This window comes from Neoroseomonas lacus, assembly GCF_014644535.1.
Lineage (GTDB): Bacteria > Pseudomonadota > Alphaproteobacteria > Acetobacterales > Acetobacteraceae > Neoroseomonas > Neoroseomonas lacus.
On the sequence record NZ_BMKW01000006.1, the window covers coordinates 152843 to 175384 of the forward strand.

General features: G+C 68.5%; 22 protein-coding genes, 1 tRNA gene and 2 pseudogenes. 11 read left to right on the top strand and 14 right to left on the bottom strand.

The features are described from left to right. The first annotated feature begins 3 nt into the window (after window positions 1–3). Both IEY36_RS13240 and IEY36_RS13245 read left to right on the top strand, forming a co-directional pair. Window positions 4–711: a LutC/YkgG family protein gene (locus IEY36_RS13240; RefSeq protein WP_188967550.1), complete on the top strand. Its 708-nt coding sequence runs from the start codon at window positions 4–6 to the stop codon at window positions 709–711. After that, window positions 708–1241 carry a Smr/MutS family protein gene (locus IEY36_RS13245; protein ID WP_308423156.1) on the top strand — a complete coding sequence of 178 codons (534 nt, stop codon included), beginning with the start codon at window positions 708–710 and terminating at the stop codon, window positions 1239–1241. The genes IEY36_RS13240 and IEY36_RS13245 overlap by 4 nt, the downstream gene beginning before the upstream one ends. A gap of 179 nt (window positions 1242–1420) precedes the next feature. Here IEY36_RS13245 and IEY36_RS13250 read toward each other — a convergent pair whose 3' ends face one another. Next, window positions 1421–3190, bottom strand: a complete 1770-nt coding sequence (locus tag IEY36_RS13250) for a cation:proton antiporter (RefSeq protein WP_188967551.1) — start codon at window positions 3188–3190, stop codon at window positions 1421–1423. 102 nt (window positions 3191–3292) lie between these two features. On the opposite strand from IEY36_RS13250, the gene IEY36_RS13255 reads away from it, so the two are divergent. Further along, a tRNA-Arg gene (locus tag IEY36_RS13255) sits at window positions 3293–3369 on the top strand. 245 nt (window positions 3370–3614) lie between these two features. Here IEY36_RS13255 and IEY36_RS13260 read toward each other — a convergent pair. Continuing rightward, complete coding sequence (locus IEY36_RS13260) at window positions 3615–4406, bottom strand: IclR family transcriptional regulator (protein ID WP_188967552.1); 792 nt, start codon at window positions 4404–4406, stop codon at window positions 3615–3617. A 314-nt stretch (window positions 4407–4720) separates the two neighbouring features. Between IEY36_RS13260 and IEY36_RS13265 the strand changes: the two genes are divergently transcribed. Genes IEY36_RS13265 through IEY36_RS13285 form a run of 5 tightly spaced genes read left to right on the top strand, consistent with a single transcriptional unit; the run spans window position 4721 to window position 9792 of the window. Continuing rightward, window positions 4721–5794, top strand: coding sequence for a beta/alpha barrel domain-containing protein (locus tag IEY36_RS13265; RefSeq protein ID WP_188967553.1), 1074 nt, complete (start codon window positions 4721–4723; stop codon window positions 5792–5794). Between the two features lie 4 nt (window positions 5795–5798). After that, entirely contained in the window at window positions 5799–6812 is a 1014-nt protein-coding gene (locus IEY36_RS13270) for a Bug family tripartite tricarboxylate transporter substrate binding protein (protein WP_188967554.1), read from the top strand. A gap of 40 nt (window positions 6813–6852) precedes the next feature. After that, entirely contained in the window at window positions 6853–7863 is a 1011-nt protein-coding gene (locus tag IEY36_RS13275) for a Bug family tripartite tricarboxylate transporter substrate binding protein (protein WP_188967555.1), read from the top strand. Between the two features lie 50 nt (window positions 7864–7913). Further along, complete coding sequence (locus tag IEY36_RS13280; protein ID WP_188967556.1) at window positions 7914–8822, top strand: hypothetical protein; 909 nt, start codon at window positions 7914–7916, stop codon at window positions 8820–8822. Between the two features lie 34 nt (window positions 8823–8856). Next, complete coding sequence (locus IEY36_RS13285) at window positions 8857–9792, top strand: DUF6282 family protein (protein ID WP_188967557.1); 936 nt, start codon at window positions 8857–8859, stop codon at window positions 9790–9792. 246 nt (window positions 9793–10038) lie between these two features. Here IEY36_RS13285 and IEY36_RS30620 read toward each other — a convergent pair. From IEY36_RS30620 to dctP, 6 genes and pseudogenes are all read right to left on the bottom strand, one after another. Beyond that, a pseudogene (locus IEY36_RS30620) lies at window positions 10039–10143 on the bottom strand (ATPase); the annotation flags it as partial. After that, window positions 10109–10567, bottom strand: a pseudogene (locus IEY36_RS13290) (IS21 family transposase); the annotation flags it as partial. The pseudogenes IEY36_RS13290 and IEY36_RS30620, both read right to left, overlap by 35 nt. Before the next feature lie 108 nt (window positions 10568–10675). Then, entirely contained in the window at window positions 10676–11125 is a 450-nt protein-coding gene (locus tag IEY36_RS13295) for a type II 3-dehydroquinate dehydratase (protein ID WP_188967558.1), read from the bottom strand. 36 nt (window positions 11126–11161) lie between these two features. Continuing rightward, window positions 11162–12463: a TRAP transporter large permease gene (locus IEY36_RS13300; RefSeq protein ID WP_188967559.1), complete on the bottom strand. Its 1302-nt coding sequence runs from the start codon at window positions 12461–12463 to the stop codon at window positions 11162–11164. Then, window positions 12460–12936: a TRAP transporter small permease gene (locus IEY36_RS13305; protein WP_188967560.1), complete on the bottom strand. Its 477-nt coding sequence runs from the start codon at window positions 12934–12936 to the stop codon at window positions 12460–12462. The genes IEY36_RS13300 and IEY36_RS13305 overlap by 4 nt, the downstream gene beginning before the upstream one ends. A gap of 11 nt (window positions 12937–12947) precedes the next feature. Beyond that, window positions 12948–13937, bottom strand: coding sequence for a TRAP transporter substrate-binding protein DctP (gene dctP, locus IEY36_RS13310; protein ID WP_188967561.1), 990 nt, complete (start codon window positions 13935–13937; stop codon window positions 12948–12950). Between the two features lie 162 nt (window positions 13938–14099). On the opposite strand from dctP, the gene IEY36_RS13315 reads away from it, so the two are divergent. Next, window positions 14100–14843, top strand: coding sequence for a GntR family transcriptional regulator (locus IEY36_RS13315; protein ID WP_188967562.1), 744 nt, complete (start codon window positions 14100–14102; stop codon window positions 14841–14843). Further along, entirely contained in the window at window positions 14840–15490 is a 651-nt protein-coding gene (locus IEY36_RS13320; protein ID WP_188967563.1) for a GntR family transcriptional regulator, read from the top strand. The genes IEY36_RS13315 and IEY36_RS13320 overlap by 4 nt, the downstream gene beginning before the upstream one ends. A 490-nt stretch (window positions 15491–15980) precedes the next feature. On the opposite strand, the gene IEY36_RS13325 is transcribed toward IEY36_RS13320, so the two are convergent. The 4 genes from IEY36_RS13325 to IEY36_RS13340 all read right to left on the bottom strand — a co-directional run bounded on the left by IEY36_RS13325 (window position 15981) and on the right by IEY36_RS13340 (window position 20356). Further along, on the bottom strand, window positions 15981–17876 hold the full coding sequence (locus tag IEY36_RS13325) for a bifunctional sugar phosphate isomerase/epimerase/4-hydroxyphenylpyruvate dioxygenase family protein (protein WP_188967564.1): 1896 nt from the start codon (window positions 17874–17876) through the stop codon (window positions 15981–15983). Between the two features lie 11 nt (window positions 17877–17887). Then, entirely contained in the window at window positions 17888–18523 is a 636-nt protein-coding gene (gene pcaG, locus IEY36_RS13330; RefSeq protein WP_188967565.1) for a protocatechuate 3,4-dioxygenase subunit alpha, read from the bottom strand. 4 nt (window positions 18524–18527) lie between these two features. Further along, the gene (pcaH, locus tag IEY36_RS13335) at window positions 18528–19256 is read right to left on the bottom strand and encodes a protocatechuate 3,4-dioxygenase subunit beta (RefSeq protein WP_188967566.1); all 729 of its coding nucleotides are present in this window, start codon (window positions 19254–19256) and stop codon (window positions 18528–18530) included. 92 nt (window positions 19257–19348) lie between these two features. Continuing rightward, entirely contained in the window at window positions 19349–20356 is a 1008-nt protein-coding gene (locus IEY36_RS13340) for a Bug family tripartite tricarboxylate transporter substrate binding protein (RefSeq protein ID WP_188967567.1), read from the bottom strand. Window positions 20357–20526: 170 nt separating this feature from the next. Between IEY36_RS13340 and IEY36_RS13345 the strand changes: the two genes are divergently transcribed. Next, window positions 20527–21420: a shikimate dehydrogenase gene (locus IEY36_RS13345; protein ID WP_188967568.1), complete on the top strand. Its 894-nt coding sequence runs from the start codon at window positions 20527–20529 to the stop codon at window positions 21418–21420. Here the strand turns inward: IEY36_RS13345 and IEY36_RS13350 are convergent. Beyond that, window positions 21399–22076 carry a TetR/AcrR family transcriptional regulator gene (locus tag IEY36_RS13350; protein WP_188967569.1) on the bottom strand — a complete coding sequence of 226 codons (678 nt, stop codon included), beginning with the start codon at window positions 22074–22076 and terminating at the stop codon, window positions 21399–21401. The two genes, IEY36_RS13345 and IEY36_RS13350, sit on opposite strands and share 22 nt — an antisense overlap. A 200-nt stretch (window positions 22077–22276) precedes the next feature. Continuing rightward, window positions 22277–22444 (bottom strand): hypothetical protein, encoded by a 168-nt coding sequence (locus IEY36_RS13355; protein ID WP_188967570.1) that lies wholly within the window; start codon window positions 22442–22444, stop codon window positions 22277–22279. Between the last annotated feature and the right edge of the window lie 98 nt (window positions 22445–22542).

Genomic DNA, 22542 nt, shown 5'->3' on the forward strand with positions numbered 1-22542 from the left:
GTCATGAGCAAGGACGCCATCCTCGCTTCCATCCGCCGCGGACTGAAGCGCGGCCCGCTGCCGGCCGACCAGCGCGCCATGCTGGATGGGCGGCTCGCCACGCATCCGCGCCATTTGATCCCGGCGCGCTCGCGCGTGCCGCGGCCGGAGCAGGTCGCGCTGTTCATCCGCAATGTCGAGAAGGAATTCGGCTCGGTCGATCGCGTGGCCGATGCCGCCGAGATCCCTGGCGCGGTGGCGGAATACCTGGCCGCGCAGAATCTGGAACCGCGCTTCGTCATGGCGCCGAACCCTGACTTGCAGGCGCTGCCCTGGGCCGACAAGCCGCTGCTCGCCTTCGAGGCCCGCCGCGCCGAGGCGACCGATACCGTCTCCGTCCAGCATGGCTACGCGGCGATCGCCGAGACCGGCACGCTGATGCTGCCCTCCGACCCCGCGCGGCCGACCACGCTCAACCTCCTGGCGGAGACCGAGATCGTCATCCTGCGCACGTCGCGCATCGTCGGCGCCTATGAGGAAGCCTGGGACACGCTGCGGCGCGAACGCACAGACCCGGTAACCGGCGGCTTCATGCCGCGCAACGTCATGCTGGTGACCGGCCCCTCCCGCAGCGCGGATATCGAGCAGACGCTGGAACTCGGCGCGCATGGCCCGCGCCGGCTGCACATCATCCTGCTGGACGACGACCCCGCCGCTCTGCCCGCTGCATGATGCGACGGCGTCAGCGCGGGTTGTCGGAGGCGGACCGCGCCCTTTGGCGCGCCTATGCCGCCGAGATCATCCCGCTGCCCGGCCGCGCGCTGCCGCCAGAGCCGGCTCCCCCGCCGGCCCCGCCTGCACCGGTCGCAAAGGTTCCCGTGGCGGCCGCCCCGACCCCGGCGCGACGCTGGGCGCCGCCGGACATTGCCGTGAACACCCCGCCCTCGGGCCTCGACGACCGCCGCTGGCGCGACCTGCGGCGCGGCCGCATCGCCCCCGAGCGCACCATCGACCTGCATGGCCGCCGCGCGCAGGACGCCCATGCGGCCGTCCACGCCTTCCTGGCCGATGCCTATGCCGATGGCCTGCGCTGCGTGGCGGTGATCACCGGGCGCGGTTCGACGACCGAGGGCGGCGTGCTGCGGCGGGAATTGCCGCATTGGCTTAACGCGCCCGATCTGCGGCGGATCATCCTGGGTGCGGCGCATCCGCACCGGGCCAATACCGGCTCGGTGCATGTGCTGCTGCGCCGGCGGCGATAGAGCGCTTTCCGATCGGGCGACCTCGGCCGACATCCAGCATGCTGCCGTCGGATGACCGGGTGGCGGCGCGGGCCAGTGCCGCATCCGGCGCGTCGGAAAGCGTTTCGGACCGGCTTCCGATCGGGTGGGATCTCCGGATCGGGTGACGATTCCATGGCGAGCGGACCCCGCGCCCGGCGTCAATGCCCGGTCCGCAGCGTCTCGATCGTCAACATCGCCTCGGCCGGCGGCACGCCAAGGCGATTCATGGCGAAATCCGCCATGCCCAGGGCGATCTCGCGCTCCCCCATCACCACCAGGCCCATGCCCTGTTCGCGTTCGAGGAAGGCGGCTTCCTCATCGTCATGCGCCCGGGCGGCGGCCATGATGGCAGGGTTGGCGGCGCGCGCGAGGTCGAGCACGCGCCGGCAGCCCGCTGCCTCGGGCATGGCGAGCACGATGATGCGCGCGGTTTCCGGCCGCGCCGCCAGCAGCACCTCGGACCGCGAGGCGTCACCCCAGACCACCGGGATGCCGGCGAGGCGCAGCGCCTCGGCCGTGGCATGGTGGGCCTCGATCACGACATAGGGCTGGCCATGGCATTGCAGCGCCTGGGCGACGATGCGACCGACCCTTCCGTGTCCGACCAGGATTGCGTGGCCTTCGAGACCCTGTGGCGGGGGCTTCGACAAGCGCGCCTGGCCGCGCCGCTTCTGCCAGGCCAGCACGCGCCTGGTGCCTTCGAGCCACAATGCTAGGCGGTCCGTCAGGGTCTGCATCAGTGGCGTGACCAGGATGGTCAGGGTCACCGCGACCAGAAGAGGGCCGCGCGTCGCATCCGGTAGCAGGCCCGCGGTGATGCCGAGCTGGGCGAGGAGCAGGGAGAACTCGCCGATCTGCGCCATGGCGCCGGCGACGGTGGCGGCCGCCGGCAGGGGCACGCGCAGCGCCAGCAGCAGGGCGAGGATCGCCCCGCCGGTGCCCAGCAGCACCGCCAGCACGGTGGCGACCGAGGTCCAGGGCATGGCGAGCATCGCCGCCGGGTCGACCAGCCCGCCGACCGAGACGAAGAACAACGCTACGAACACGCGTTGCAGCGGCACCGTATCGGCAGCCGCCTGGTGGCCGAGCGGACTTTCGCCCAGCAGCACGCCCGCGAAGAAGGCGCCAAGGGCCGGCGAGACGCCGAACAGCGCCGAGGACCCGAACGCCGTGCCGAGGGCGATGACGATGACGGCGAGGGTGAACAGCTCACGCGATCCGGTCGCCGCGACCCGGGCGAGAAGCTGCGGCAGCAGCACCCTGCCGCCGATCGCCATGGCGGCCAGGAAGGCGAGCAACTGGAGCCCCGTGGTGGCCAGGGCGGCGGGCAGGCTGACATCCTGCCCCGTATGGGCGAGGGCCGGCAGCAGCACGAGGGCGAGCACGACCACCAGGTCCTGCACCACCAGCCAGCCCAGAGCGATCCGCCCGGCCTCACCCCCCAACCGGCCGCGTTCTTCCAGCGCCCGCGTCGAGACGGCGGTGGAGGAGATGGCGAGCGCCAGGCCGAAGATCATGGAGGCGGCAAGGCCGAGGTCGAAGGCGAGGGTGCCGACGGCAGCACCCAGCGCGGTGCCCAGGGCGATCTGCGCCAGCGCGCCGGGCAGGGCGATGCGCCAGACGGCCATCAGGTCGCGCGCGCGGAAATGCAGGCCGACGGCGAAGAGCAGAAGGGCGACGCCAATCTCGGCCAGGGCGGCCGTCACGCCGGCGTCGGCGATGAAGCCCGGCGTGTGAGGCCCGACCGCGATGCCCGCGGCGATGTAGCCGATTAGCGGTGGCAGACGCAGCAGCCGAGCCGCAAAGCCGAGGGCGAAGGCAAGGGCGAGGCCGACGACGAGAGTCGCCACCAGCGGTTCGGCATGGTTCATCGGTGGCAGGATAGCGTGTTGCGGCGCAGCGTCAGCCCATTGTGGATCTGCGTTCATGGTTGTGGGCGGTTCCGTGGGGGGCTTGGGCGAGGGATGTCAGGCGCCACGGTGTGGCGGGGCTTCCTTCCTGCCTCGGGCTGGGCTATGCGGTTGCGCGACGGACCCGTAGCTCAGCTGGATAGAGCGCTGCCCTCCGAAGGCAGAGGTCGAAGGTTCGAATCCTTTCGGGTCCGCCAACTAATTCAAGGGCATAGGCGCCACCGCGTAGCGCCTTTTTCATGCCCCGTTGCCAGATGTTGCCAAGCCCGGCGCGCAGGCCGGCAAGGGGCATGAGCGGTGGTTGCGCCTGCTTCGCACGCTCCGCGTCTTCGTCGCAGGTCGTCACGGTCATGGTGACATGGGCCCAGCCGGCGATGTTTTGGCCGAGCTCCCGCAGGGTCGTTCGTGCCCGAACAGTCGGATGCCGGGCTCGCGCGACGGTTCAGGCCAATCGGACGGGCAATTTCACGATGAGACGCTCGGCGCGCTTCGCTAGATCCTGAACGATCCTCAGCAATTGCGCGCCCGGTTGCGCTGCAATGTGCTGGATGGAACCAACCAGCGCCACCGCGGCGACAATGACGCCATTCGGATCAAGCACCGGCGCCGCCAACGCATTCACGCCCAGCAGCACTTCCTCAGGCGCGACCGCGTAGCCTTGCGCTCGGACTCGGGCGATCTCGGCCCTCAGGGCCGCGGCATCGGTGATGGTATGGGCGGTGAAAACCGGGAGCGGCGAGGCCAGGAGTCGATCCAGCAATCCGAGGCTGCCGAAGGCCAGGAACACCTTGCCCTGCGCCGACGCGTGCAGGGCCAGGCTGCTGCCGACACGCACGCCGATGTCCACCGGCTGCATACCCGAGACCGTCGTGAGCACGAATGCGCCCTGCGGTGTCGGCGTGCTGAGGACGACACTCAGCCCAGAGGTGTCGCGCGCCTCCCGAAGCGCGGGCTGGATGGCCACGGCGAGATCGTCGCCGCCGGACGCCATGCGCGCCAACAGGGACACTTTCGGCCCGAGAATGAAGCGGCTCGAGGAAGGATCCTGCACCAGGTAGCCGCGATCGAGGAGCGTACGCAGGTGACGGAAGGCGGCGCTCTTCGCGATGCCGACGGCGCCGGCAACATGGGTGACGCCGATCGGCTCGTCGGCATAGGCGACGGTCTCGAGCACGGTCAGCACGGTGTCCGCCGCCTGGACGCCGGTTCTCGCCGACCCTTTGATTTCGCGCATTGGGCTTGGCACCATTTTCATGTTCGCGACAAGAGAACAATGCGATATCCAGCGGACTGTCAAGTTAGTTTGCGATGGACGGCCATAACTAACGGAAGTTATTTGAAATATTTGACATATTGCAGATCGTGCCACGATCCAAAGGCGTAGCCACTTGACTTCATCGAGTGATCCAGGGTTCCTAATGAGAGAACAATGTTCGCATATGAGGAACGATCTGTGATCACCGTGAACGCCGCGGCGCGCGGCAAGGCGCCGCGACGGGTCAGACCGGCCCAGCCCGTCCGGACGCCCCAAGATCGGATCGCCGGCTGATGAGCGCGTCGCTCGAAGTTCCGATCGGCACGCTGCGGCTGAAGAACCCGGTCATCGCCGCGGCGGCCGAACACATGATCGATGCGGATGGCGTGCGTGCGGCGATCCGTGCCGGCGCCGGCGCCGTGGCGGTGAAGTCCACCAACGAATCCGACGCGGCGAAGGACCAGTTGCAGCGCGCCGAATACGTCGCGCTGGATGAACGCTGGCAACCCGTGCCCTGGGGCCCACAGGCGCCGCGTTCCGTCACCCTCGCCACGCGGTCGGGGCTTTCCCCGCTGCCCTTCGACGCCTGGCTGGAACAGGCAGTCTCGCTGGATCGCCTGGCGCGAGCGGAAGATGCGCTGCTGGTGCCGAGCCTCATCCTCGGGGCGATGGAACCGGCGCTCGCGATGGCACGCCGGGTCGAGCAGGCCGGCCTGCGCGTGCTCGAATTCAATATCGGCACCCCCTATGCCAGCCAGGCGGCGAAGGGCGTCGTCGCCACGGAACTTTCCCCCATGCGTGTCGGAGAGATCGTCACACAGCTCCGCGCAACGACATCCCTGCCGGTGTGGATCAAGATCACCGGGCAGAGCGAGCGCGTCCCTGACCTCGCCGCCGCCGCCTTCGATGCCGGCGCGCAATCCGTCGTCATGGCCGGGCGGCTGCTCGGCATGGTGCCGGACCTCGAAACCCTCGCACCGATGCTCGGCACCAGCCTTGGCATCGGCGGCTACTGGAACCTGCCGCTGACCTGCCATTGGCTCGCGCTGTCGCGCACGAAGCTCGGGCCGGGCACGCCGCTGATCGGCATCAACGGCGCGCAGGACGGGCTGGATGTCGCCCGCATGATGCTGGCGGGCGCGTCGGGCGTCGGCATCGCCTCGAACGTCATGCTGCGCGGCTTCGGCGTACTGACGGACGCCGTGACACAGCTCGCGGACTATCTGAACCGCAAGGGGCTGAGCGCCGAACAGGTCATCGGCCGCGCCGCCGATGCGCGGCGCAGCTTCGCCGAGATGCCGCTGCGCACCGATCAATGGCGCGCATTCATCCCGTCGACGGACGGGCAAATCACGAAGGAACGTTGAGTCCATGTCGGAGAGGATCGCTCCCCCCATCACCCTGTCGCGCCGCCGGGCCTTCGCCACGGGCGCATTGCTCGCCGCACCCGCGCTGCTGCGCATCGAACCCGCCCTCGCACAGCAGGGCTGGCCCGATCGCCCATTGCGCCTCGTCGTCGGCTTCGGTCCGGGCGGTGCGGGCGATCTCACCGCGCGGCTGATCGGCCCGAAGCTGACGGAAGCGTTGGGACGGCCCGTGGTGATCGAGAACCGGCCCGGCGCCGGCAGCATCGTCGCGGCGGAATCCGTCGCGCGGTCGCAGCCGGATGGCTATACGTGGCTGCTCGCGACAAACACCACCGCGACGGCGCCGTTCCTGTACAATCGCCTGCCCTTCGACCCGATGCGCGACTTCGAGCTGGTCTCGCGCGTGTCCTTCTTCGATCACGTCATCGCCGTGACGCCGAACCTGCCGGTGCAGAAGCTCTCCGACCTGCCCGCCTATGCGCGCGCCAATCCGGGCAAGCTGAACATCGGCTCGATCAGTGTCGGCAACGCGACGAATCTCGGGGCGGATCTGCTGCGCAGCATGCTCGGCCTGCAGGACGTCACGCTCGTGACCTATCGCAGCACGCCCGAGCTGTTGAACGCCACGGCGACCGGCGAGGTGCAGGTCGCCTCGGAAATCCTGCCGCCGGCGCTGCCGCAGATCACCGGCGGGCGCATCCGGGCCATCGCGATCGCCGCGCCGGAGCGCTTCGCCCGCCTGCCGGACGTGCCGACCTCGGCCGAAAGCGGATTGCCGGGCTACATCGTGCGGTCCTGGAACGGCATTGCCCTGGCGGCGCGCACGCCGCGCCCGATCGTGGACAAGCTGAATGCCGAGCTGAAGCGAATCCTCGACCTGCCCGATGTGCGCGACAGGCTGCTCGACATGGGCGTCAGCCCCAGCACGACGACGCCAGAGGAATTCCGCGCCTTCTTCGTCGAGGAAGCCGCGCGCTGGGCCCGCGTCATCGCGGATGCGGGGATCGAGAAGCAGTAGCCGCCGGGCGAGCCGGGCAATCGAGAGGAGGAAGATTACGATGAAGGATGACAAGGCCGGAACGCCTGGATCGGCATGCCCCGCGCGCAGGCGGGCCGTGCTGGCCGCGGGATTGTGCGGCGCGTTGGCAACGCCGGCTCTGGCACAGCCAGCCTGGCCGTCGCGACCGATCCGATGGATCGTCGGCTTCGCCCCTGGCGGTGTGGGCGACCTGACCACGCGCCTCGTCGCGGCCAAGCTCGGCATGGCACTCGGCCAGACCGTGGTCGTGGAGAACCGCCCAAGCGCCGGCGGCATCGTCGCGGCCGAAACCGTGGCGCGCGCCGCCCCCGACGGCCACACGCTGCTGCTGCTGACAACCACCGATGCGACGGCAAGCGCCATCTACCAGCGCCTGTCCTACGACATCATGCGCGACCTGGAATTCGTCGGGCAGATGTCCTTCTTCGACCATGCGCTGGTGACGAGTGCCAATTCGCCCTATCGCACGCTGGACGATGTGATCGCCGCGGCGCGGGCGCGGCCCGGCAGCATCAATCTTGGCTCCATTGCGGTGGGCAATGCGCAGCACCTGGGCGCGGAGCTGTTCCGCAGCATGACGCGCACCGACTTGGTGATCGTGCCCTATCGCAGCACGCCGGATCTGCTGAATGCGACGGCGACCGGCGATGTGCAACTCGCCTCGGAGATCCTGGCACCGGTGCTGCCGCAGGCCACGGGCGGCCGGTTGCGGGTGTTGGCCGTCGCGGCACCGCAGCGCTTCGCCGGCCTGCCCGAGGTGCCGACGGCGGAGGAGGCCGGCGTGCCCGGCTACGTCGTCCGGTCATGGAACGGCATTGCCGTGCCGGCGCGCACGCCACGGCCCATCGTGGACCGGCTGAACGCTGAGCTGCTGCGGACCGTCGCGCTGCCGGATATCCGCGAGAAGATGCTCGAACTGGGCGTGCAGCCCGTCACGACCACCACGCCCGAGAGCTTCCGCGCCTATGTCGCGCAGGAGCATGCGCGCTGGTCGCAGGTGGTGACACAGGCCGACATACCACGCCAATGACGTTGGGCAGGCCGCACGCCGCCCTCGATGCCGACCAGGAGTGAATTTCGATGTATGACGCTTCCGACCCGCGTGCGGCACTTGCAGGCACGCCGAAGACCCAGCCTGCCGCGACGGAATTCGCCGGCGCCGAGATCGCCCGCTTCTACGAGGAACCACCGCAGGAAAGTGGCCCGGAGGGCCGTACCTGGTACGTGCGCGGCCAGAACTTCCTGATCGCCTATACGCGTGCGGCACCCGGTGCCGTGTTGTCCCGTGCCGTGCAGCCCGACGAGTATGTGGTTCTGCTGCAGGATTCCGGAACATCGGTGATCATCGAGGCGGGTGGGCAGCGGGAGGAGGTTCCCGGCTATTCGCTGGCGGTGGTGCCACCGGGGGCGAGCAGCGTCACCGTGCCCAAGGGCGGCGAGGTGGTGCGCATCTTCAGCACGCAATCCAAGGATCTCGCGGCGCGCTGCGTCAATGCATCCTCCTATGCCACGCCGCATCCGAACTTGCCGTCCTATGCGCCCTGGCCGGCGCCGCGCGGCGGATACCGCATCCGCGCCTACAGCCTCGATGTGGCCCCGGCGCCGGGTCGGTTCGGTCGCATCTTCCGCTGCTCCACGCTGATGGTAAACATCATCGACCCCTACGAGGGGCCGCGCGATGTCCGGAAGCTCTCGCCGCACCACCATGATGATTTCGAGCAGGGCTCGCTGGCGCTGGGGGGCGCTTTCGTCCACCACCTGCGCTGGCCGTGGACGGTGGACATGACGCAGTGGCGGGAGGATCTCGCCGCCCATTGCGCGGCACCCTCCGTCTGCGTGATCCCGCCGCCGTCGATCCACACCAGCCGCGGCGTCGACACGGGCGTGAACCAGCTGATCGATATCTTCGCCCCGCCCCGCATGGATTTCTCGGAGAAGCCGGGTTGGGTGCTGAACGCCGACGACTATCCGATGCCCGGTCAGGGCTGAGTCCGCGTCCCACGACAAGCGCCCGGAGCCGAGCATGTCCGCCACCGATACCATCGAAGCCCGCATCGACCGTATCCTGATCGGTGCCATCGACCCGCACGTGCATTCCGGCCCGTCCATCGCGCCGCGCGCCATCGATCATCTGGAATTGGCGCGCGAATACGAGAAGGCAGGCTTCGCTGCGGTGATCACCAAGGATCACGACTACAGCGGCGTGATGACCGCCGCGTTGATTGCGCGCCACAATCCCGATCTGCGCACCAAGGTCTATTCCAGCCTGGTGCTGAACAATGTGGTGGGCGGCATGAATCCCTATGCCGTCGAGCATCATGCCGCGATGGGCGGCAAGATCGTGTTCATGCCGACGCTGGCGGCGGAGAATCACCTGCGTTGGGAGAAGACCTCCAACTGGTCACATCCCGCCTCGACCCAGAAGATGCGGCCCGCCGCGCCGGTGCCTGTCCTCGATGCGGACGGTAAGGTGCGTGACGATGTGAAGGAGGTGCTGGACATCGTCGCCCGAACCGACATGGCGCTGGCGAGCGGCCACATTCACGTCAGCGAGACCTGGCGGGTTTTCGAGGAAGCTCAGCGTCGCGGCGTGAAGCGCCTGGTCTTCACCCATCCGGAGGAGATCGTCGGCGCCAGCCTGAACGACGTACGTGGCATTGCGGCGATGGGTGCCTTCGTCGAGCATTCCATCTGCATGTTCATCCAGGGATCGAAGTTCAAGGTTTGCGAAGAAGAGTCGCTGCGCGGCCAGATCGACGCGGCGGGCATCGGGCAGACGATCCTTGCCTCCGACCTTGGCCAGACCGGGACGCTGACGCCACTCGAAGGGCTGCGGCGTGGCGTGCGGCTGTGCCTGGATCTCGGCTACCAGGACGAGGATATCCGTCGGATGGTCTCGACCAACGCCGCACGGGCCTTCGGGCTCGAGGCGGATCTGGCGGCGGCGACCGCGGGCTGACGCAACCGCGGCGCGCCCCTGACCGGACGCGCCGCTGACGTGCCTATCCCTTCCGGACGTTGTGGAAGGCCGGATGCCCCTGCAGGATGCCCGTGACATTGTTGCGATAAGCGGTGTTCTGCCGTCGCTCCTCTCGTTGGGGGCGTAGATTGTCAATCGGCAGGGAAATGGGATTCTGCATCGGCGTTGAAATGGGGACCCCTGATTGATGTGCTGATACGCGCTGCAGAGGCTTGATGAGAAGGCTCAGGCGCGGTTCTTGAATCGCCAGCTCTCGGTGCCGGTCTCGATATTGTCGCCGTGACGCATCAGACGATCCAGCAGGGCTGTGGCATCTTGACGTCTCCCAGCCCGACGCCAGCGTGCAAGCAACGGGATGGACCAGATGGTGGCTCCACATCTGCAGGAAACGCCCGTCGTAGGTGCGATCCCGCCATGCCAGGATCGCATCCATCGCGGTCCGTATGTTGTCGTAGATGCCGTGCGTGCAGGTGCCGCGAAAGAGCGCGAAGGCCCTGTCGTGCACGTCGAACACCATCTCCTGCGTCTCGCGCGGGTGGGCGCGGACGAACATCATCCGGCTGTGACACAGCCGGACATGCGCCACCTACACCGTCACCGTGGTGCCGCCGATCAGCACCACCTCACGGCTCCAGTCGAACTGATACGCATCACCCGGCGCGAAACTCAGCGGCACGAATGCTGACGCTGGCGTCCATGCGCGCAATTGCGCCCATCCCCGTGCATCGTGTCGCGCCGTGTCTCTCCTACCTTCTTTCGTCGGTACAAGTCTTTTTGGGGGGGCTATGCAAGCCTGGAGGCGTGAGGCAAGGGCAGCCCCGCTGCCGCCGCATCTCCACGGGATCCGATTGAATGCCAATCCCTATGCTCGTTCAGCCTCCTCAAGCATCTCGCGCACGGACCGGGTCGCGACTGCATAGCCTCTCGCGCCCAGGCCCGCGATCACGGCGGTCGCGGCTGCCGAGATCAGCGAATGGTGGTAGATCGCCTCGCGCTTGTGGATGTTCGAGATGTGCAGCTCGATGATCACGCCGCGGAACATTTTCAGCGCATCCAGCACGGGGATCGAGCGGAAGGTCAGCCCCGCGGGGTTGATCACGATGCCGCCGGTCTCCTCGTCGATCGCCTCGTGGATCCACTCGACGAGCTGTCCTTCCCAGTTGGTCTGGCGGAAGACGATTGCGTAGTCGCCGGCCTCGGCTCGGCACATGGCTTCGACCTCCGCGAGCGTCGTGCGGCCGTAGATTTCCGGCTCGCGCTTGCCGAGGCGATTGAGATTCGGTCCGTTCAGCACATGGATGGCGCGCGGCATGGCGGTTCCTCCGATCATCGTCGATCTGTCGGCACGTCAGCCCTGGTAGCCGAGCTGTCGCGGAAGCCAGAGCACGAGCTCCGGCACGTAGGTAATCATCGCCAGCGCCACCACCATCGCGGCGAGGAAGGGTAGCGTATCGCGCACCACGGCCATGAGGGGCTGCCCGGACAGCTTGGCGCAGATGAACAGCAGCAGCCCGTATGGCGGCGTGATCAGGCCGATCATGATGTTCACCACCACGACCACGCCGAAATGCACCATGTCGATGCCGAGCGCCTGCGCCGTCGGCACCAGCACGGGCACCACCACCAGCAGGATGGTGCTGCCTTCCATCAGGCAGCCCAGCACGAGCAGGATCACGTTTACCACCAGGAGAAACTCCCGCGGCGACATCTCCCAGCCCGCCAGGATGCCGCGCACCGTGTTCGGCACGTTCTCGCTCGTGATGACGTAGTTCAGTGCGAGGGCGCCGGCGATCAGCATGCCGATCGCCGCGGTGGCGCGCGCGCTCTCCCGCACCGCCTGCCATGTCTGCGCCAGCGTCAGGCTGCGGTAGAACAGCGCGGCGATCAGCCATGCATAGGCGGCGGCGACGGCCGCGGCTTCGGTCGGCGTCATCACGCCGCCATAGATTCCACCGAGCAGGATCACCGGCATCAGCAGTGCCGGCAGCGCCTCCAGCGTCAGGCGGGGAAACTCGCTCAGCGGCACGCGCTCGGCGACCGGGAAGTCGTGGCGATGGGCCATCCAGGTATTGATGCCCATCTGCGCGATCGCCATCAGAAGGCCGGGGATCACGCCGCCCAGGAACAGGTAGCCGATCGAGGTATCGGCGACGAGCGCATACAGCACCATCGGGATCGACGGCGGGATGATTGGCCCGATTACCGCCGTCACCGCGGTCAGCGCGGCGGCGTAGCTCGCCGGATAGGCGCCGTCCTTGGTCATCATGTCGATCTGCACCTTGCCGCTGCCCGCGGCATCGGCGATGGCGGATCCGGACATGCCGGCGAAGATCATGCTCTGCACCACGTTGACGTGACCGAGCCCGCCGCGGAACCGCCCGACCAGGAGGTTGCAGAAGCGCAGCAGCCGGTCCGTCAGGCTGCCCGCATTCATCAGCCCGGCTGAGAAGATGAACAGCGGCACGGCGAGCAGCACGTAGCTGCCGTTGAGCCCGTTCAACATCTGCTCCGCCGCGACGGACATATCCTGCCCGGACACGCCGAGATAGACGATCGTGGCCGTGATCATCGCGAGCCCTATTGGCAGGCCAAGCAGCGACAGCGCGAGCAGCGCGATCATCGCGAGCGTGAACGGATCGTACAGGTTCATGCGCCACCCCCGAGGATGCGGCGCCCCGTCAGCACGCGCCAGATCGTGGCGGCATGGCGGATGATCGTAGCCACGGCGAAGATCAAGTAGACCGAGTACAGGATATCGAAGCGGATGCCGAGATAGGCCGACTTCTCGACCTTCATGAAGGTGACGTAGTCCACCATCGCAGGCAGGGACCCGGCGAAGACGATGACCACCACGGTGCTGGTGATCCCGTCAGCGATCCGGCGCAGCGGCCCCGACATCGCGCCGTAGATGATGTCGAAGCGAATCTCCTCATCGTCGCGCAGCACCAGCCCTGCGCCCCAGAGGATCCCCCACACCCAGCAGAGGGTCGACAGCTCGGCCGTCCAGCTCAGAGGCGCATTCAGTACGTAGCGCGTCACGATCTGGAGCATGAAGGCGACGAACATCACGGCCAGCAGCGCGGAGAGCACATCCTCCGCGCGGCGGCCCAACCAGCCGGTCATCGGGCCGGGGATCAGCGGATCGCGTTGATGCGGTCGAGGATGCCCGGCGGCCAGCTCTGCGACTGGCTGGAGGCGAGGTAGCGGCGCTGCGCCTCGGTGCGGAATGCGTCGACATTCGGCGCATAGACCTCGAGGCCCTGCGCCTTGAAGAAGTCCACGCATTCCTGTTCCTGCACCAAGTGCCGCCGCGTGCTCTCTGCGATCGCCTTGTCGGCCGCGGCCTGGATGGCGCTGCGCTGCGCCGCCGTCAGCCCGTCCCAGAAGCGGGAGGAAACCGAGAGCAGGTCATAGGCGACGAGGTGGCTGGTCAGCACGAACTGCGTCGTCACCTCGTGGAAACGCATGGTGCGGCTGGCCGGCAGTGGATTGTCCTGTCCGTCCACCGTGCCCGACTGAAGCGCGGTGTAGAGCTCGGCGAAGGCGACGGGGGTCGGGTTGGCGCCGAGCGCCTCGCCGAGGAACTGCCAGGTCTCGCCCGGCGGCATGCGAAGCTTGATGCCGGCCATGTCGGCCGGCGTGGTGATGCGCCGCCGCGGCTTCAGGTTCACGTGCCGTGTGCCGAAATAGAGCGGCCCGAGGATCTGCACGTTGAGTTGGTCGCGCGCCATCTTCTTGAATTCCTCACCGACCGGGCTGGCGAAGACCTTGCTCATGTGATCGACGTCGCGGAACAGATAGGCCGAGGCCATCACGGACCAGGCCGGGATCTGGCGGGAGAAGTCCTGCGGGGCGAGGTTCGCCATCTCGACATTGCCGCGCTGGATGGCGACGAGCTCCGTGCCCTGGCGGAACAGCGTCGCGTTCAGGTGCAGCTCGATGTCGAAGTCGCCGGCGAGGTCACGCTGGAAGCCGCGCATCGCATCGGCGCGGATATCCTGGTCGGAAAAGACGGCGGTGAAGCGGATCCGGCGCCTGGCCTGGGCGTGGGCGGGCAGGGCGGGAGCCGCCAAGGTGGCGGCCGCGGCCGTCAGGACGGAGCGACGTCCGGTGTGCGATCGCATGGGTGTTTCCTTCCCTGGACTTTGTCCTTGGCCGCGTGGCGGCGTGCGGCTGACGCTAGGGGAGGCAGGTCGGGCGGATCAATAGAGATTCGATGGATCATCCGAGATTTTGTGAAATCACGGCTATTGCGTTGCCGCCGGCACCTCGCCGATAGTGGCGTCATGGCGCCAGCACCTGACAATGAGGAAACCCCGGGGGAGGCGGCGTATCGTCGCATCCGGACCGATGTCGTGCTCGGCCGCCTGGCGCCAGGCCGGAAGCTTGGTCTCGACGGTTTGCGCGAGATCTACGGCGTCGCCGTCGGGACGCTGCGGGAAGCCCTGTTCCGCCTCGCCTCTGAAGGCCTGGTGCTGGCCGAAGGGCAACGCGGCTTCGCCGTTGCGACGGTCTCGCCGGAGGATTTCCGCGAGGTCGCGGACCTCCGTCTCCTGCTGGAATGCCATGCCGTGGCGGGTTCTTTTGCGGCCGGCGACCTCGATTGGGAAGGCGGGGTGGTGGCCGCGCACCACAAGCTCGCGACATTGGAGCGACGCCTGCTCACCGGCGAACCGGCCGATGCAGCGCAATGGAAGCGCTACGACCGCGAGTTCCACCAGGCGCTGATCGCCGCCTGTGGATCGGCGACGCTGCTCGAAACCTACGCCGCGGCTTATGACCGCTTCCTGCGCTACCAGATGGTGGCGGTGGTGTTCCGTGGCGCCGTGGCGGCGGAGCAGCATGCGGCGCTGCTCGACGCCGCGCTGGCTCGCGCCGCGCCGCGCGCGCAACACATCCTGTGCGAGCATGTCGAGGGTTGCGTCGAGCATGTCGTGCGCGCCGGGACCCTGGCGCCCTTCGCCGGGCAGCCGCGCAGGACACGTCAGACGGCGGCCGCGCCCACCCGGGCGATGAGCGGTGGCCGGTGAGCGAGGCGACGAGCGAACGTGCCTTCGGCCGCATCCGCGCCGATATCCTGCGCGGGGTCCTCGCGCCCGGCCGCAAGCTCACGTTGGACCGGCTGCGCGAAACATACGGCGTCGGCCTCAGCACCCTGCGCGAGAGCCTGAGTCGCCTCGTCGCGGAACGCCTGGTCGTCGCCGAGGGCCAGCGCGGCTTTGAGGTCGCGGGCTTCTCCGAGACGGAGCTGCGCGAAGTGGCCGAGCTTCGCCTGCTGCTGGAAGGCCACGCGCTGGAACACGCCTTCCGCGCTGGCGATGTGGAGTGGGAAGCCGGCGTCGTCGCCGCCCATCACAAGCTGTCCCAGATGCAGGATCGCCTCGCCGCCGGCGATGCCGTCGCGTTGGAACCCTGGCGCCACTTCGACGCGGAGTTCCACCAGACGCTGATCTCGGCCTGCGGGTCGCGCATGCTGATGGCGACGCATGCGAGCATCTTCGACCGCTATTCGCGCTACCAGAACCTCGCCCTCGGTTTCCGCGGGGAGATCGCGGTGCGTGAGCATCGCGACCTGTGCGACGCGGCGATCCGGCGGGACGCCATGGCGGCGCGGGAGATCCTCGCCGCCCATATCTGCGGCGGCGTTGAGCATGCTCTCGCGAGCGGCGGCTTCTGACACCGTCTCAAGTGGGGCTCTGAGCCATCTCCGAGACGTGACGAAGCGTGCGTGCGGCATCGGGCGCCATGCCGCCACTGCCAACGCTCGGTGCTCGCGACCGTCGGTATCCACATCTTCGTGCCCGCGAACGCCGGATTCAAACCTCCGGCTTGCTTGGCGCCGTGCCGCAGGCACACCTCTCGCGTGATGCCGATCTCCCGGCGGGCCGCATCCGCGGCCTCGGCGTGAGTCGCAGCCTCATGCCGTTGGTACGAGGAGGCGAAGCGCCCCTGCCGCCTGGACCACAGCCACGCCGCCGCCATCGAGGGTGCGGGGGTTCAGCGCTCACGCGGTGCGCGGCAGCGCGGTCGCCGGCCGGCAGTGGGCGACGTCGGCGATCCAGAGCGCCGGCCCCAGCGGCGGCGCGGGCAGCGACATGCCGGGGCGCCCGGCCAAGGTCATCAGTTCGATGTTTGCTCCGGCGGCCACGCAGCCGCCGGGGCTCGGATCATTCTGCAGACGAGGTCCGGTCGACGCCCGGCCGCGCGTCCCTGCGCTGGGCCGCCATGCGTACCGGTGCATTCACCGCACCAAAGCCGGTGTAGCCACCATCGCGTTCGGCAACTTCGAGGAAGATCCGATCCCGGAACTGCCGCGTATAGGCGTGCCGGAAGACCCCACCCGCAGCGTCACGATCATACAGCAGATGCCGCCGCTGCAATGCGAGCAGTTCCGCATCCTCGAGACCAAGGCGTGCGGCGAGGTCCTCGTAGTAGTTCTCGGGGATGTCGAGGAGCGGTGCGCCACGCGCGGCCGCCAAATCCACCGCCGTCGCCACGTCCGCGACGGCGAAGGCGATGTGGTGCATGCCCGCGCCGGCGAGGGCGGAGACAAAGCGCCCGGTTCCTGTGCGCGTGCTCTCGGAGACGCTCAATGGGAGCCGCACACTGCCGTTTGGCGCCACGAAGGCGCGCGACCGTACCAGGCCATAGGGATCCGGCAGCTCCCATAACGTCTCCGCCTGGAGGCCGAGCAGCGTGCGATAGAAAAGCACGAAGCTATCCATCATGCCCGGCGCGACCGCCTCGGCGGCGTGGTCCACGCCAAGCAATGGCGCAGGGCTGTCCTCGACCGGTGATACGCTGAAATCGTCCTCCCAGATTGGCCGTGCGCCCTGCGCGGGGTCCTCGACCAGATAGACCAGCGTGCCGTCCGGCTGACGGACCGCGGGGATGTGTCGCTCACCCTCACCGATCCGTTCGCGCCAGACCGGGTATTGCAGGGCTTCGGCCCGTGCGACCACGCGCTCCGGGTCGTCGACGCGCAACGCCATGGCGCAGACGGTGGGACCGAGCTGTTCGAATCGCTCGGCCGCCGCACTGTCCGGCTCCGCATTCAGGACCAGGTTTGCCGCGCCGTTGCGCCACAGCTCCACATCCTTGGAGCGGTGCAGGCCCGCCCGCGCGAAGCCGAGGCCTCCGAGAAACCGTCCGAGTTCCTCGCGTGCCGCTGCATCGACCGCGAACTCCACGAACTCGATACCGCCGAGGGTCGGCAGCCGCGGGAGTTGAACGCGGCCGACCTGTTCCTCGAGCCAGAGCAGGCTGCGCAGCCCGTCACGGGCGGTGCGCCGCGACGGCGCACCGCGGAACTCATCGTTGAACACCTCGAGCGACAGGGTGCCGGCCCATCCGGCCTTCAGCAGGTCCTGCAGGAAGCGCGTGACGTCAAGCTCACCCTGCCCCGGGAAGAGCCGGTGATGCCGGCTCCAGCTCAGCGGATCCATGGCAAGGCGCGGCGCATCGGCCAGTTGCAGGAAGAAGACCTTCTCCGGCGGCACCGTTCCCGCAAGGCCCGACAGATCGTCACCAAGGGCGAGCGTGTGGAAGCTGTCGAGGCAAAGGCCGAGCGCCGGATGATCGGCGATGCGTATGATCTCCCAGGCCTGTCGCCATCGCTTCACGTGGCGCCCCCAGGCGAGCGCCTCGTAGCAGACACGCAGCCCGCGCCTGGCGGCGCGCTCGGCCATGTCGTGCAAATCGGCCGCGGCGCGCGCCGGGTCATCGAGCGCGCCCGGCTGGACATTGGAGCAGACGAGAACGAGGTCGGTGCCGAGCGCCTGCATGGTGTCGAACTTGCGTTCGGCGCGATCGAGATTCCGCGTCCGCTGCGGCTCGGGCATCGCCTCGAAGTCGCGGAAGGGCTGGAAGATGGAGATGCCGAGGTCGAGGTCCTCGCACGCCCGCCGCACATCCGCGGGCGTGCCGTCGAAGGTGAGCAGGTCGTTCTCGAAGATCTCGACGGACTGGAAGCCTGCCGCCGACGCAGCCTCTAGCTTGTCGGGCAGGGCGCCCGACAGGCAGACGGTGGCGATGGACTTGGGCAGCCGCGCCAGTTCGGTCATGGCATCCTCCGTCAGACGTCGAAGAAGACGGTCTCGCCTTCGCCCTGCAGGCGAATATCGAAGGTGTAGACCGGGCGACCCTCGCGCAGGGCGTGTGACGCGATCAGCGTCTTCCGGCGGTCCGGCTGTTCGATGACGCGCAGCACCGGGTCCTCCGCATTCGCGGTCGCCTCGTCGCCAAAATAGAGGCGGGTGGCGAGGCCGAGATTGATGCCGCGCGAGACGATCCAGACATTGATATGCGGTGCCATGCGATGATGGCCGCTGCGGCCGGCGATGCGGCCGGGCTTGATCGTCTCGAAGCACCAGAGGCCGCTCTCGAAGTCGGTCCCGGTACGGCCCCAGCCGCGGAAGGTTTCGTCACGCGGGCCGTCCTGGCGGTCGGCGGGATGGTTGAAGCGGCCATGCGTATCCGCCTGCCAGATTTCGACCAGCGCGTCGCGCACCAGGGCGCCGGTGCCGTCGAAGATGCGGCCTTCGATGCGGATCCGCTCGCCCTGGGTATCGGGTCCGAGCAGCGTCTCCCCGAGGTTGTTCTCGAAGATGTCGAAGCCGGCCTGCTTCGGGATCAGGCCGATATGCACATAGGGGCCAGCCGTCTGGGACGGCGTCTCGGGCAGGTAGCCAAGGGTGTTGTGCGGGATCATGGCGTCAGTTCCCCTGCAGGCGGTTCTCGAACAGCGTCGAGCGCGTGCCGCGCAGCACGATGTCCCAGCGATAGGCGAGGGTGTGCAGCGGCACGGAGGCGTTCAGGTCGAGCAGCGCCACCAGCCTTTCCTGTGCCGCGGGATCGGTGACGGTCTGCAGGATGCTGTCGTGGCGGATCAGCGGGTCGCCCTCGAAATACATCTGGGTGATGAGCCGCTGCGCGAAGCCCGAACCGAATACCGAGAAGTGGATATGCGCGGGGCGCCAGTCGTTCACGCGGTTGCGGTACGGATACGGCCCGGGCTTGACGGTGCGGAAGGCGTAGCGGCCCTCCGCATCGGTCAGGCAACGGCCGCAGCCGCCGAAATTCGGATCGATCGGCGCGTCGTAATTGTCGTTGCGGTGCCGGTAGCGGCCGGCCGCATTGGCTTGCCAGAACTCGACCAGCACGCCGGACACCGGGCGCGCACTGCCGTCCAGCACGCGGCCATGGACGATGATGCGTTCGCCGATCGGTGCGCCGTCGGCCTTGGCGTAGTTGTGCACCAGGTCGTTGTCGAGCGGGCCGAGCTCATGCTGGCCGAAGGCTGGGCCGGTGACCTCCGACAGAGAGTTCTGCAGCGACAGCAGCGGTCGGTGTGGCGCGCGGAAGACGCTGGTCTTGTAGATCGGCGTCAGCGCCGGCGGGTGGGCGGCGGGGTCGCGCGCGACGAATTCGCTGTCCGCGGTCATGGTCGTTCTCCCTTCTTCAGCCAAAGGCCGCGAGGCCGAGCATCTCCCGCGCCTGGCGGGCGGCGGCGTGTCGCCCCCGGCGCCACGGCGCGTCATTCCCCAGTGATGCCGCGGGTACGGATCAGCTCGCCCCACTTCGCGCTCTCGGCACGGAAATAGGCGGGCCACTGCTCCGGCGTGCCGGGCGTCGGGAAGATCGAGTTCTGGCGCAGGCGCTCCAGCACCTCGGGGTTGCGCATCACCGCATCCTTGGCTGTGGCGAGGCGTGCGATGATCGGCGCCGGCGTGCCGGTGGGGGCGAGAAGCGCGAAGTTACTGGTTGCCTCGAAGCCGGGGAAGCCGCTCTCAGCGATGGTCGGGACGGTGGGCGCGAGCGGGTTGCGCTCCGGCGTGCTGACGCCGATCGCCAGGATCTGGCCGGCCTGCATCATCGGCAGCGCGGTCACGCCGTCGACCATGGCGACCTGCACCTCATTGGTGATCAGGGCCTGCACCGCCGGCGCGCCGCCGCGATAGGTGACGTTCTCGATCTGGATGTCGGCGCTGCGCAGGAACAGCTCGGTCGCCAGATGCGCCGAGGAGCCGGCGCCGGACGAGGCATAGGACATGCGCCCCGGCGCTTCCTTCGCCTTGGATACGAGTTCCGCGATGGTCCGCACGCCGATCGTCGGGTTCACGCAGAGGAAGATAGGCGAAACGGCGACGCGGCCGATGCCCACGAAAGCGGTGTCGTCGTCATAGCCGCGGTTCGGGAAAAGGTGGCGCGACATTGCGTAGGTCGAGTTCACGCCGAGCAGCAGCGTGTAGCCGTCCGGACGGGCCCGCGCGACCGAGGCATGGCCGACCGTGCCCGAGGCGCCCGGGCGGTTGTCGACCACGACGCTGCCGTTCAGCTCGCGCGACAGGGCCTGCGCCACGACGCGGGCGACGAAGTCAGTGGACCCGCCAGGTGCCCAGGCGACGACGATGGTGACGGGGCGCGTACCCGGATAGGCCGGCGCGCCCTGCGCGCGCACCGGGCGTGGGCGGAGGCCGCTGCCGGCCGCGCCGGCAAGCAGAGTGAGGGCCCCGAGGCCGAGGCGACGACGATCGAGCGACATTTTCGCTGCTCCCTGGACAATTTCCCTGCGCGGCCCTCGGCGTGATTGCCCGCCTGTGGTTCCGCGTTGACGTGTATGTACTAGTTAGTACAAAATGGCGTCAAGCGGAATCATCGCCCCGCCGGAGAACGCCATCTCCGGTGGCAGGACTGGCCAGGAGGAACGCCTACATGACCCTTTGGGACCGATGCCCCGCCTTCCTTGCGGGCTTGATCGGCCGCGGGATCGCCGGTTCCCGCACCCCGGCGATGCATGAGCGCGAAGGGGCCGAATGCGGGCTGCGCCTGATCTACCGGCGGATCGACCTCGAGGTGCTGAGGCTCGGCCCCGAGGCGCTGCCCGAGCTGCTGCGGGCCGCCGAATGGATGGGTTTCGCCGGCCTCAACATCACCTACCCCTGCAAGCAAGCAGTCGTGCCGCTGCTCGATGAGCTGTCGGCGGACGCCCAAGCGCTCGGTGCGGTGAACACCGTGGTCCTGAAGGATGGCCGGCGCATCGGACACAACACGGACCTGACCGGCTTCGCCGAGGCCTTCCGCCGCGGCCTGCCCGGAGCGGCGCGGGATCGTGTGGTTCAGCTGGGCGCCGGCGGTGCGGGGGCGGCGGTGGCGCATGCCTTGCTGTCGGAGGGCGTCGGCTGCCTGATCCTGGCCGACACGGACGCGGCCCGCGCCGAGGCCCTGGCCGATGACTTGCGCGCCCGCTTCGGCGTCGATCGCGCCGTGGCCTGCATGGATCTCGCCGCCGCGGTCGCGGGCGCGGATGGCGTGGTGAACTGCACGCCGGTCGGCATGGCCAAGCTGCCAGGCTCGCCGCTGCCGGTCACGCTCCTCCGGCCCGCGCTCTGGGTGGCGGACATCGTCTACTTTCCGCTCCAGACCGAGTTCCTGCGCGCCGCCCGCGCCATCGGATGTCGCGCGCTCGACGGTGGTGGCATGGCGGTGTTCCAGGCGGTCGGCGCCTTCCGGCTTTTCACCGGTCTCGAACCGGACGCCGCGCGCATGCTGCGCCACTTCGCCGAATTGTCGGCAGCCGAAGCCGCTCAGTCACCAGGGCGGACGTAGCGCAGGACCGCCTCGGCGATCATTCGCCGGTGAGCGGCGGCAACCTCGGGAAGCCGTCCGTCCCGGCCGAAGATCGCCCGGAGCGTGTGCCGGTTCGACACGCGGTAGAAGCAGAAGGACGAAATCAGCATATGCAGGTCCAGGGCATCGAGCCCCGGTCTGAAGGCGCCCTCGCGCTCGCCACGCTGGATGAGGGCGCGGAGCGCGCTGATCACCGCGGCGTTGCGTTCGCGGATGACCGGCGAGGCCATGACGTTGCGCCCTTCGTGGATGTTCTCGACGCTGACGAGGCGGACGAATTCGGGATGGGCGGCGTGATGGTCGAAGGTAATCTCAACCAGGCGTCGCAACGCCTCGATCGGCGCAAGGCGGTCCAGGTCGAGCGCCGCCTCGGCGTCGCGCATGCCGCCATAGGCGCGCTCGAGGACTGCCGCGTAGAGCTGCTGCTTGCCACCGAAGTAGTAGTAGATCATGCGCTTGGTCGTACGGGTGCGCGCAGCGATGTCGTCGACGCGGCCGCCGGCAAGGCCCTTTTCGCTGAACTCCGCGGTCGCGGCGTCGAGGATCTCGAGGCGCGTCCGCTCCGGCGCGCGCGTACGGACGGGCTGCGGCGTGGCGCCAGGTTCCGCCGGGTCGCGTTGGGGCGCGGAATTCATGGTCTATTGAACTCTCTGGTTCGTTCAGAATTCCAGTCTAGCCCGCGGTTGGCGAGGGTCCACGAAAAGATGGGCGGCTCGGCGATGGCCACGCGGGCGCTGGACGTCGGCAATCGTCGCTCCATGGTGCGGCCGCGCCTGGGCGGGGCGGGGCGCGGCGAGACTTGGCGGACCCGAAGCACCTCGGGCGTTGAACCGCCTCAAAACCCTATCAGGTTGCCGCGGAAGGTCTTGTGCCTGTCGCCCGGCTTGCCCAGACGGCGACGCTGCAGCTCAGCTACCAGCCCGTCGCGGATCTCCGCGACGTAGCGACGGTCGAAGTCGCCATGGACCAGCCGGAAGCCGTCGCCGCCGACGGCCCGCATCATGCCAGCCACATGGCCGGGTGTGCCGCTGTCGTCGATGCCGGCGCGGTATGCGGGTCCTTGAGCGCTCGAATCATGCTCTCGAGCACGGCGGCCAGCGA

Bases quoted from the DNA above. Each gene is read 5' to 3' on its own strand.
- IEY36_RS13280 (WP_188967556.1), top strand. From the start codon at position 7,914: ATGTATGACGCTTCCGACCCGCGTGCGGCACTTGCAGGCACGCCGAAG.
- IEY36_RS13295 (WP_188967558.1), bottom strand. From the start codon at position 11,125: ATGCCGCGCGCCATCCATGTGCTGAACGGACCGAATCTCAATCGCCTC.
- IEY36_RS13270 (WP_188967554.1), top strand. From the start codon at position 5,799: ATGTCGGAGAGGATCGCTCCCCCCATCACCCTGTCGCGCCGCCGGGCC.
- IEY36_RS13245 (WP_308423156.1), top strand. From the start codon at position 708: ATGATGCGACGGCGTCAGCGCGGGTTGTCGGAGGCGGACCGCGCCCTT.
- IEY36_RS13355 (WP_188967570.1), bottom strand. From the start codon at position 22,444: ATGATGCGGGCCGTCGGCGGCGACGGCTTCCGGCTGGTCCATGGCGAC.
- pcaG (WP_188967565.1), bottom strand. From the start codon at position 18,523: ATGATCCCGCACAACACCCTTGGCTACCTGCCCGAGACGCCGTCCCAG.
- IEY36_RS13250 (WP_188967551.1), bottom strand. From the start codon at position 3,190: ATGAACGCAGATCCACAATGGGCTGACGCTGCGCCGCAACACGCTATC.
- IEY36_RS13315 (WP_188967562.1), top strand. From the start codon at position 14,100: ATGGCGCCAGCACCTGACAATGAGGAAACCCCGGGGGAGGCGGCGTAT.
- IEY36_RS13340 (WP_188967567.1), bottom strand. From the start codon at position 20,356: ATGTCGCTCGATCGTCGTCGCCTCGGCCTCGGGGCCCTCACTCTGCTT.
- IEY36_RS13285 (WP_188967557.1), top strand. From the start codon at position 8,857: ATGTCCGCCACCGATACCATCGAAGCCCGCATCGACCGTATCCTGATC.
- IEY36_RS13265 (WP_188967553.1), top strand. From the start codon at position 4,721: ATGAGCGCGTCGCTCGAAGTTCCGATCGGCACGCTGCGGCTGAAGAAC.
- IEY36_RS13305 (WP_188967560.1), bottom strand. From the start codon at position 12,936: ATGACCGGCTGGTTGGGCCGCCGCGCGGAGGATGTGCTCTCCGCGCTG.
- dctP (WP_188967561.1), bottom strand. From the start codon at position 13,937: ATGCGATCGCACACCGGACGTCGCTCCGTCCTGACGGCCGCGGCCGCC.
- IEY36_RS13325 (WP_188967564.1), bottom strand. From the start codon at position 17,876: ATGACCGAACTGGCGCGGCTGCCCAAGTCCATCGCCACCGTCTGCCTG.
- IEY36_RS13345 (WP_188967568.1), top strand. From the start codon at position 20,527: ATGACCCTTTGGGACCGATGCCCCGCCTTCCTTGCGGGCTTGATCGGC.
- IEY36_RS13275 (WP_188967555.1), top strand. From the start codon at position 6,853: ATGAAGGATGACAAGGCCGGAACGCCTGGATCGGCATGCCCCGCGCGC.
- IEY36_RS13350 (WP_188967569.1), bottom strand. From the start codon at position 22,076: ATGAATTCCGCGCCCCAACGCGACCCGGCGGAACCTGGCGCCACGCCG.
- IEY36_RS13260 (WP_188967552.1), bottom strand. From the start codon at position 4,406: ATGCGCGAAATCAAAGGGTCGGCGAGAACCGGCGTCCAGGCGGCGGAC.
- pcaH (WP_188967566.1), bottom strand. From the start codon at position 19,256: ATGACCGCGGACAGCGAATTCGTCGCGCGCGACCCCGCCGCCCACCCG.
- IEY36_RS13240 (WP_188967550.1), top strand. From the start codon at position 4: ATGAGCAAGGACGCCATCCTCGCTTCCATCCGCCGCGGACTGAAGCGC.
- IEY36_RS13300 (WP_188967559.1), bottom strand. From the start codon at position 12,463: ATGAACCTGTACGATCCGTTCACGCTCGCGATGATCGCGCTGCTCGCG.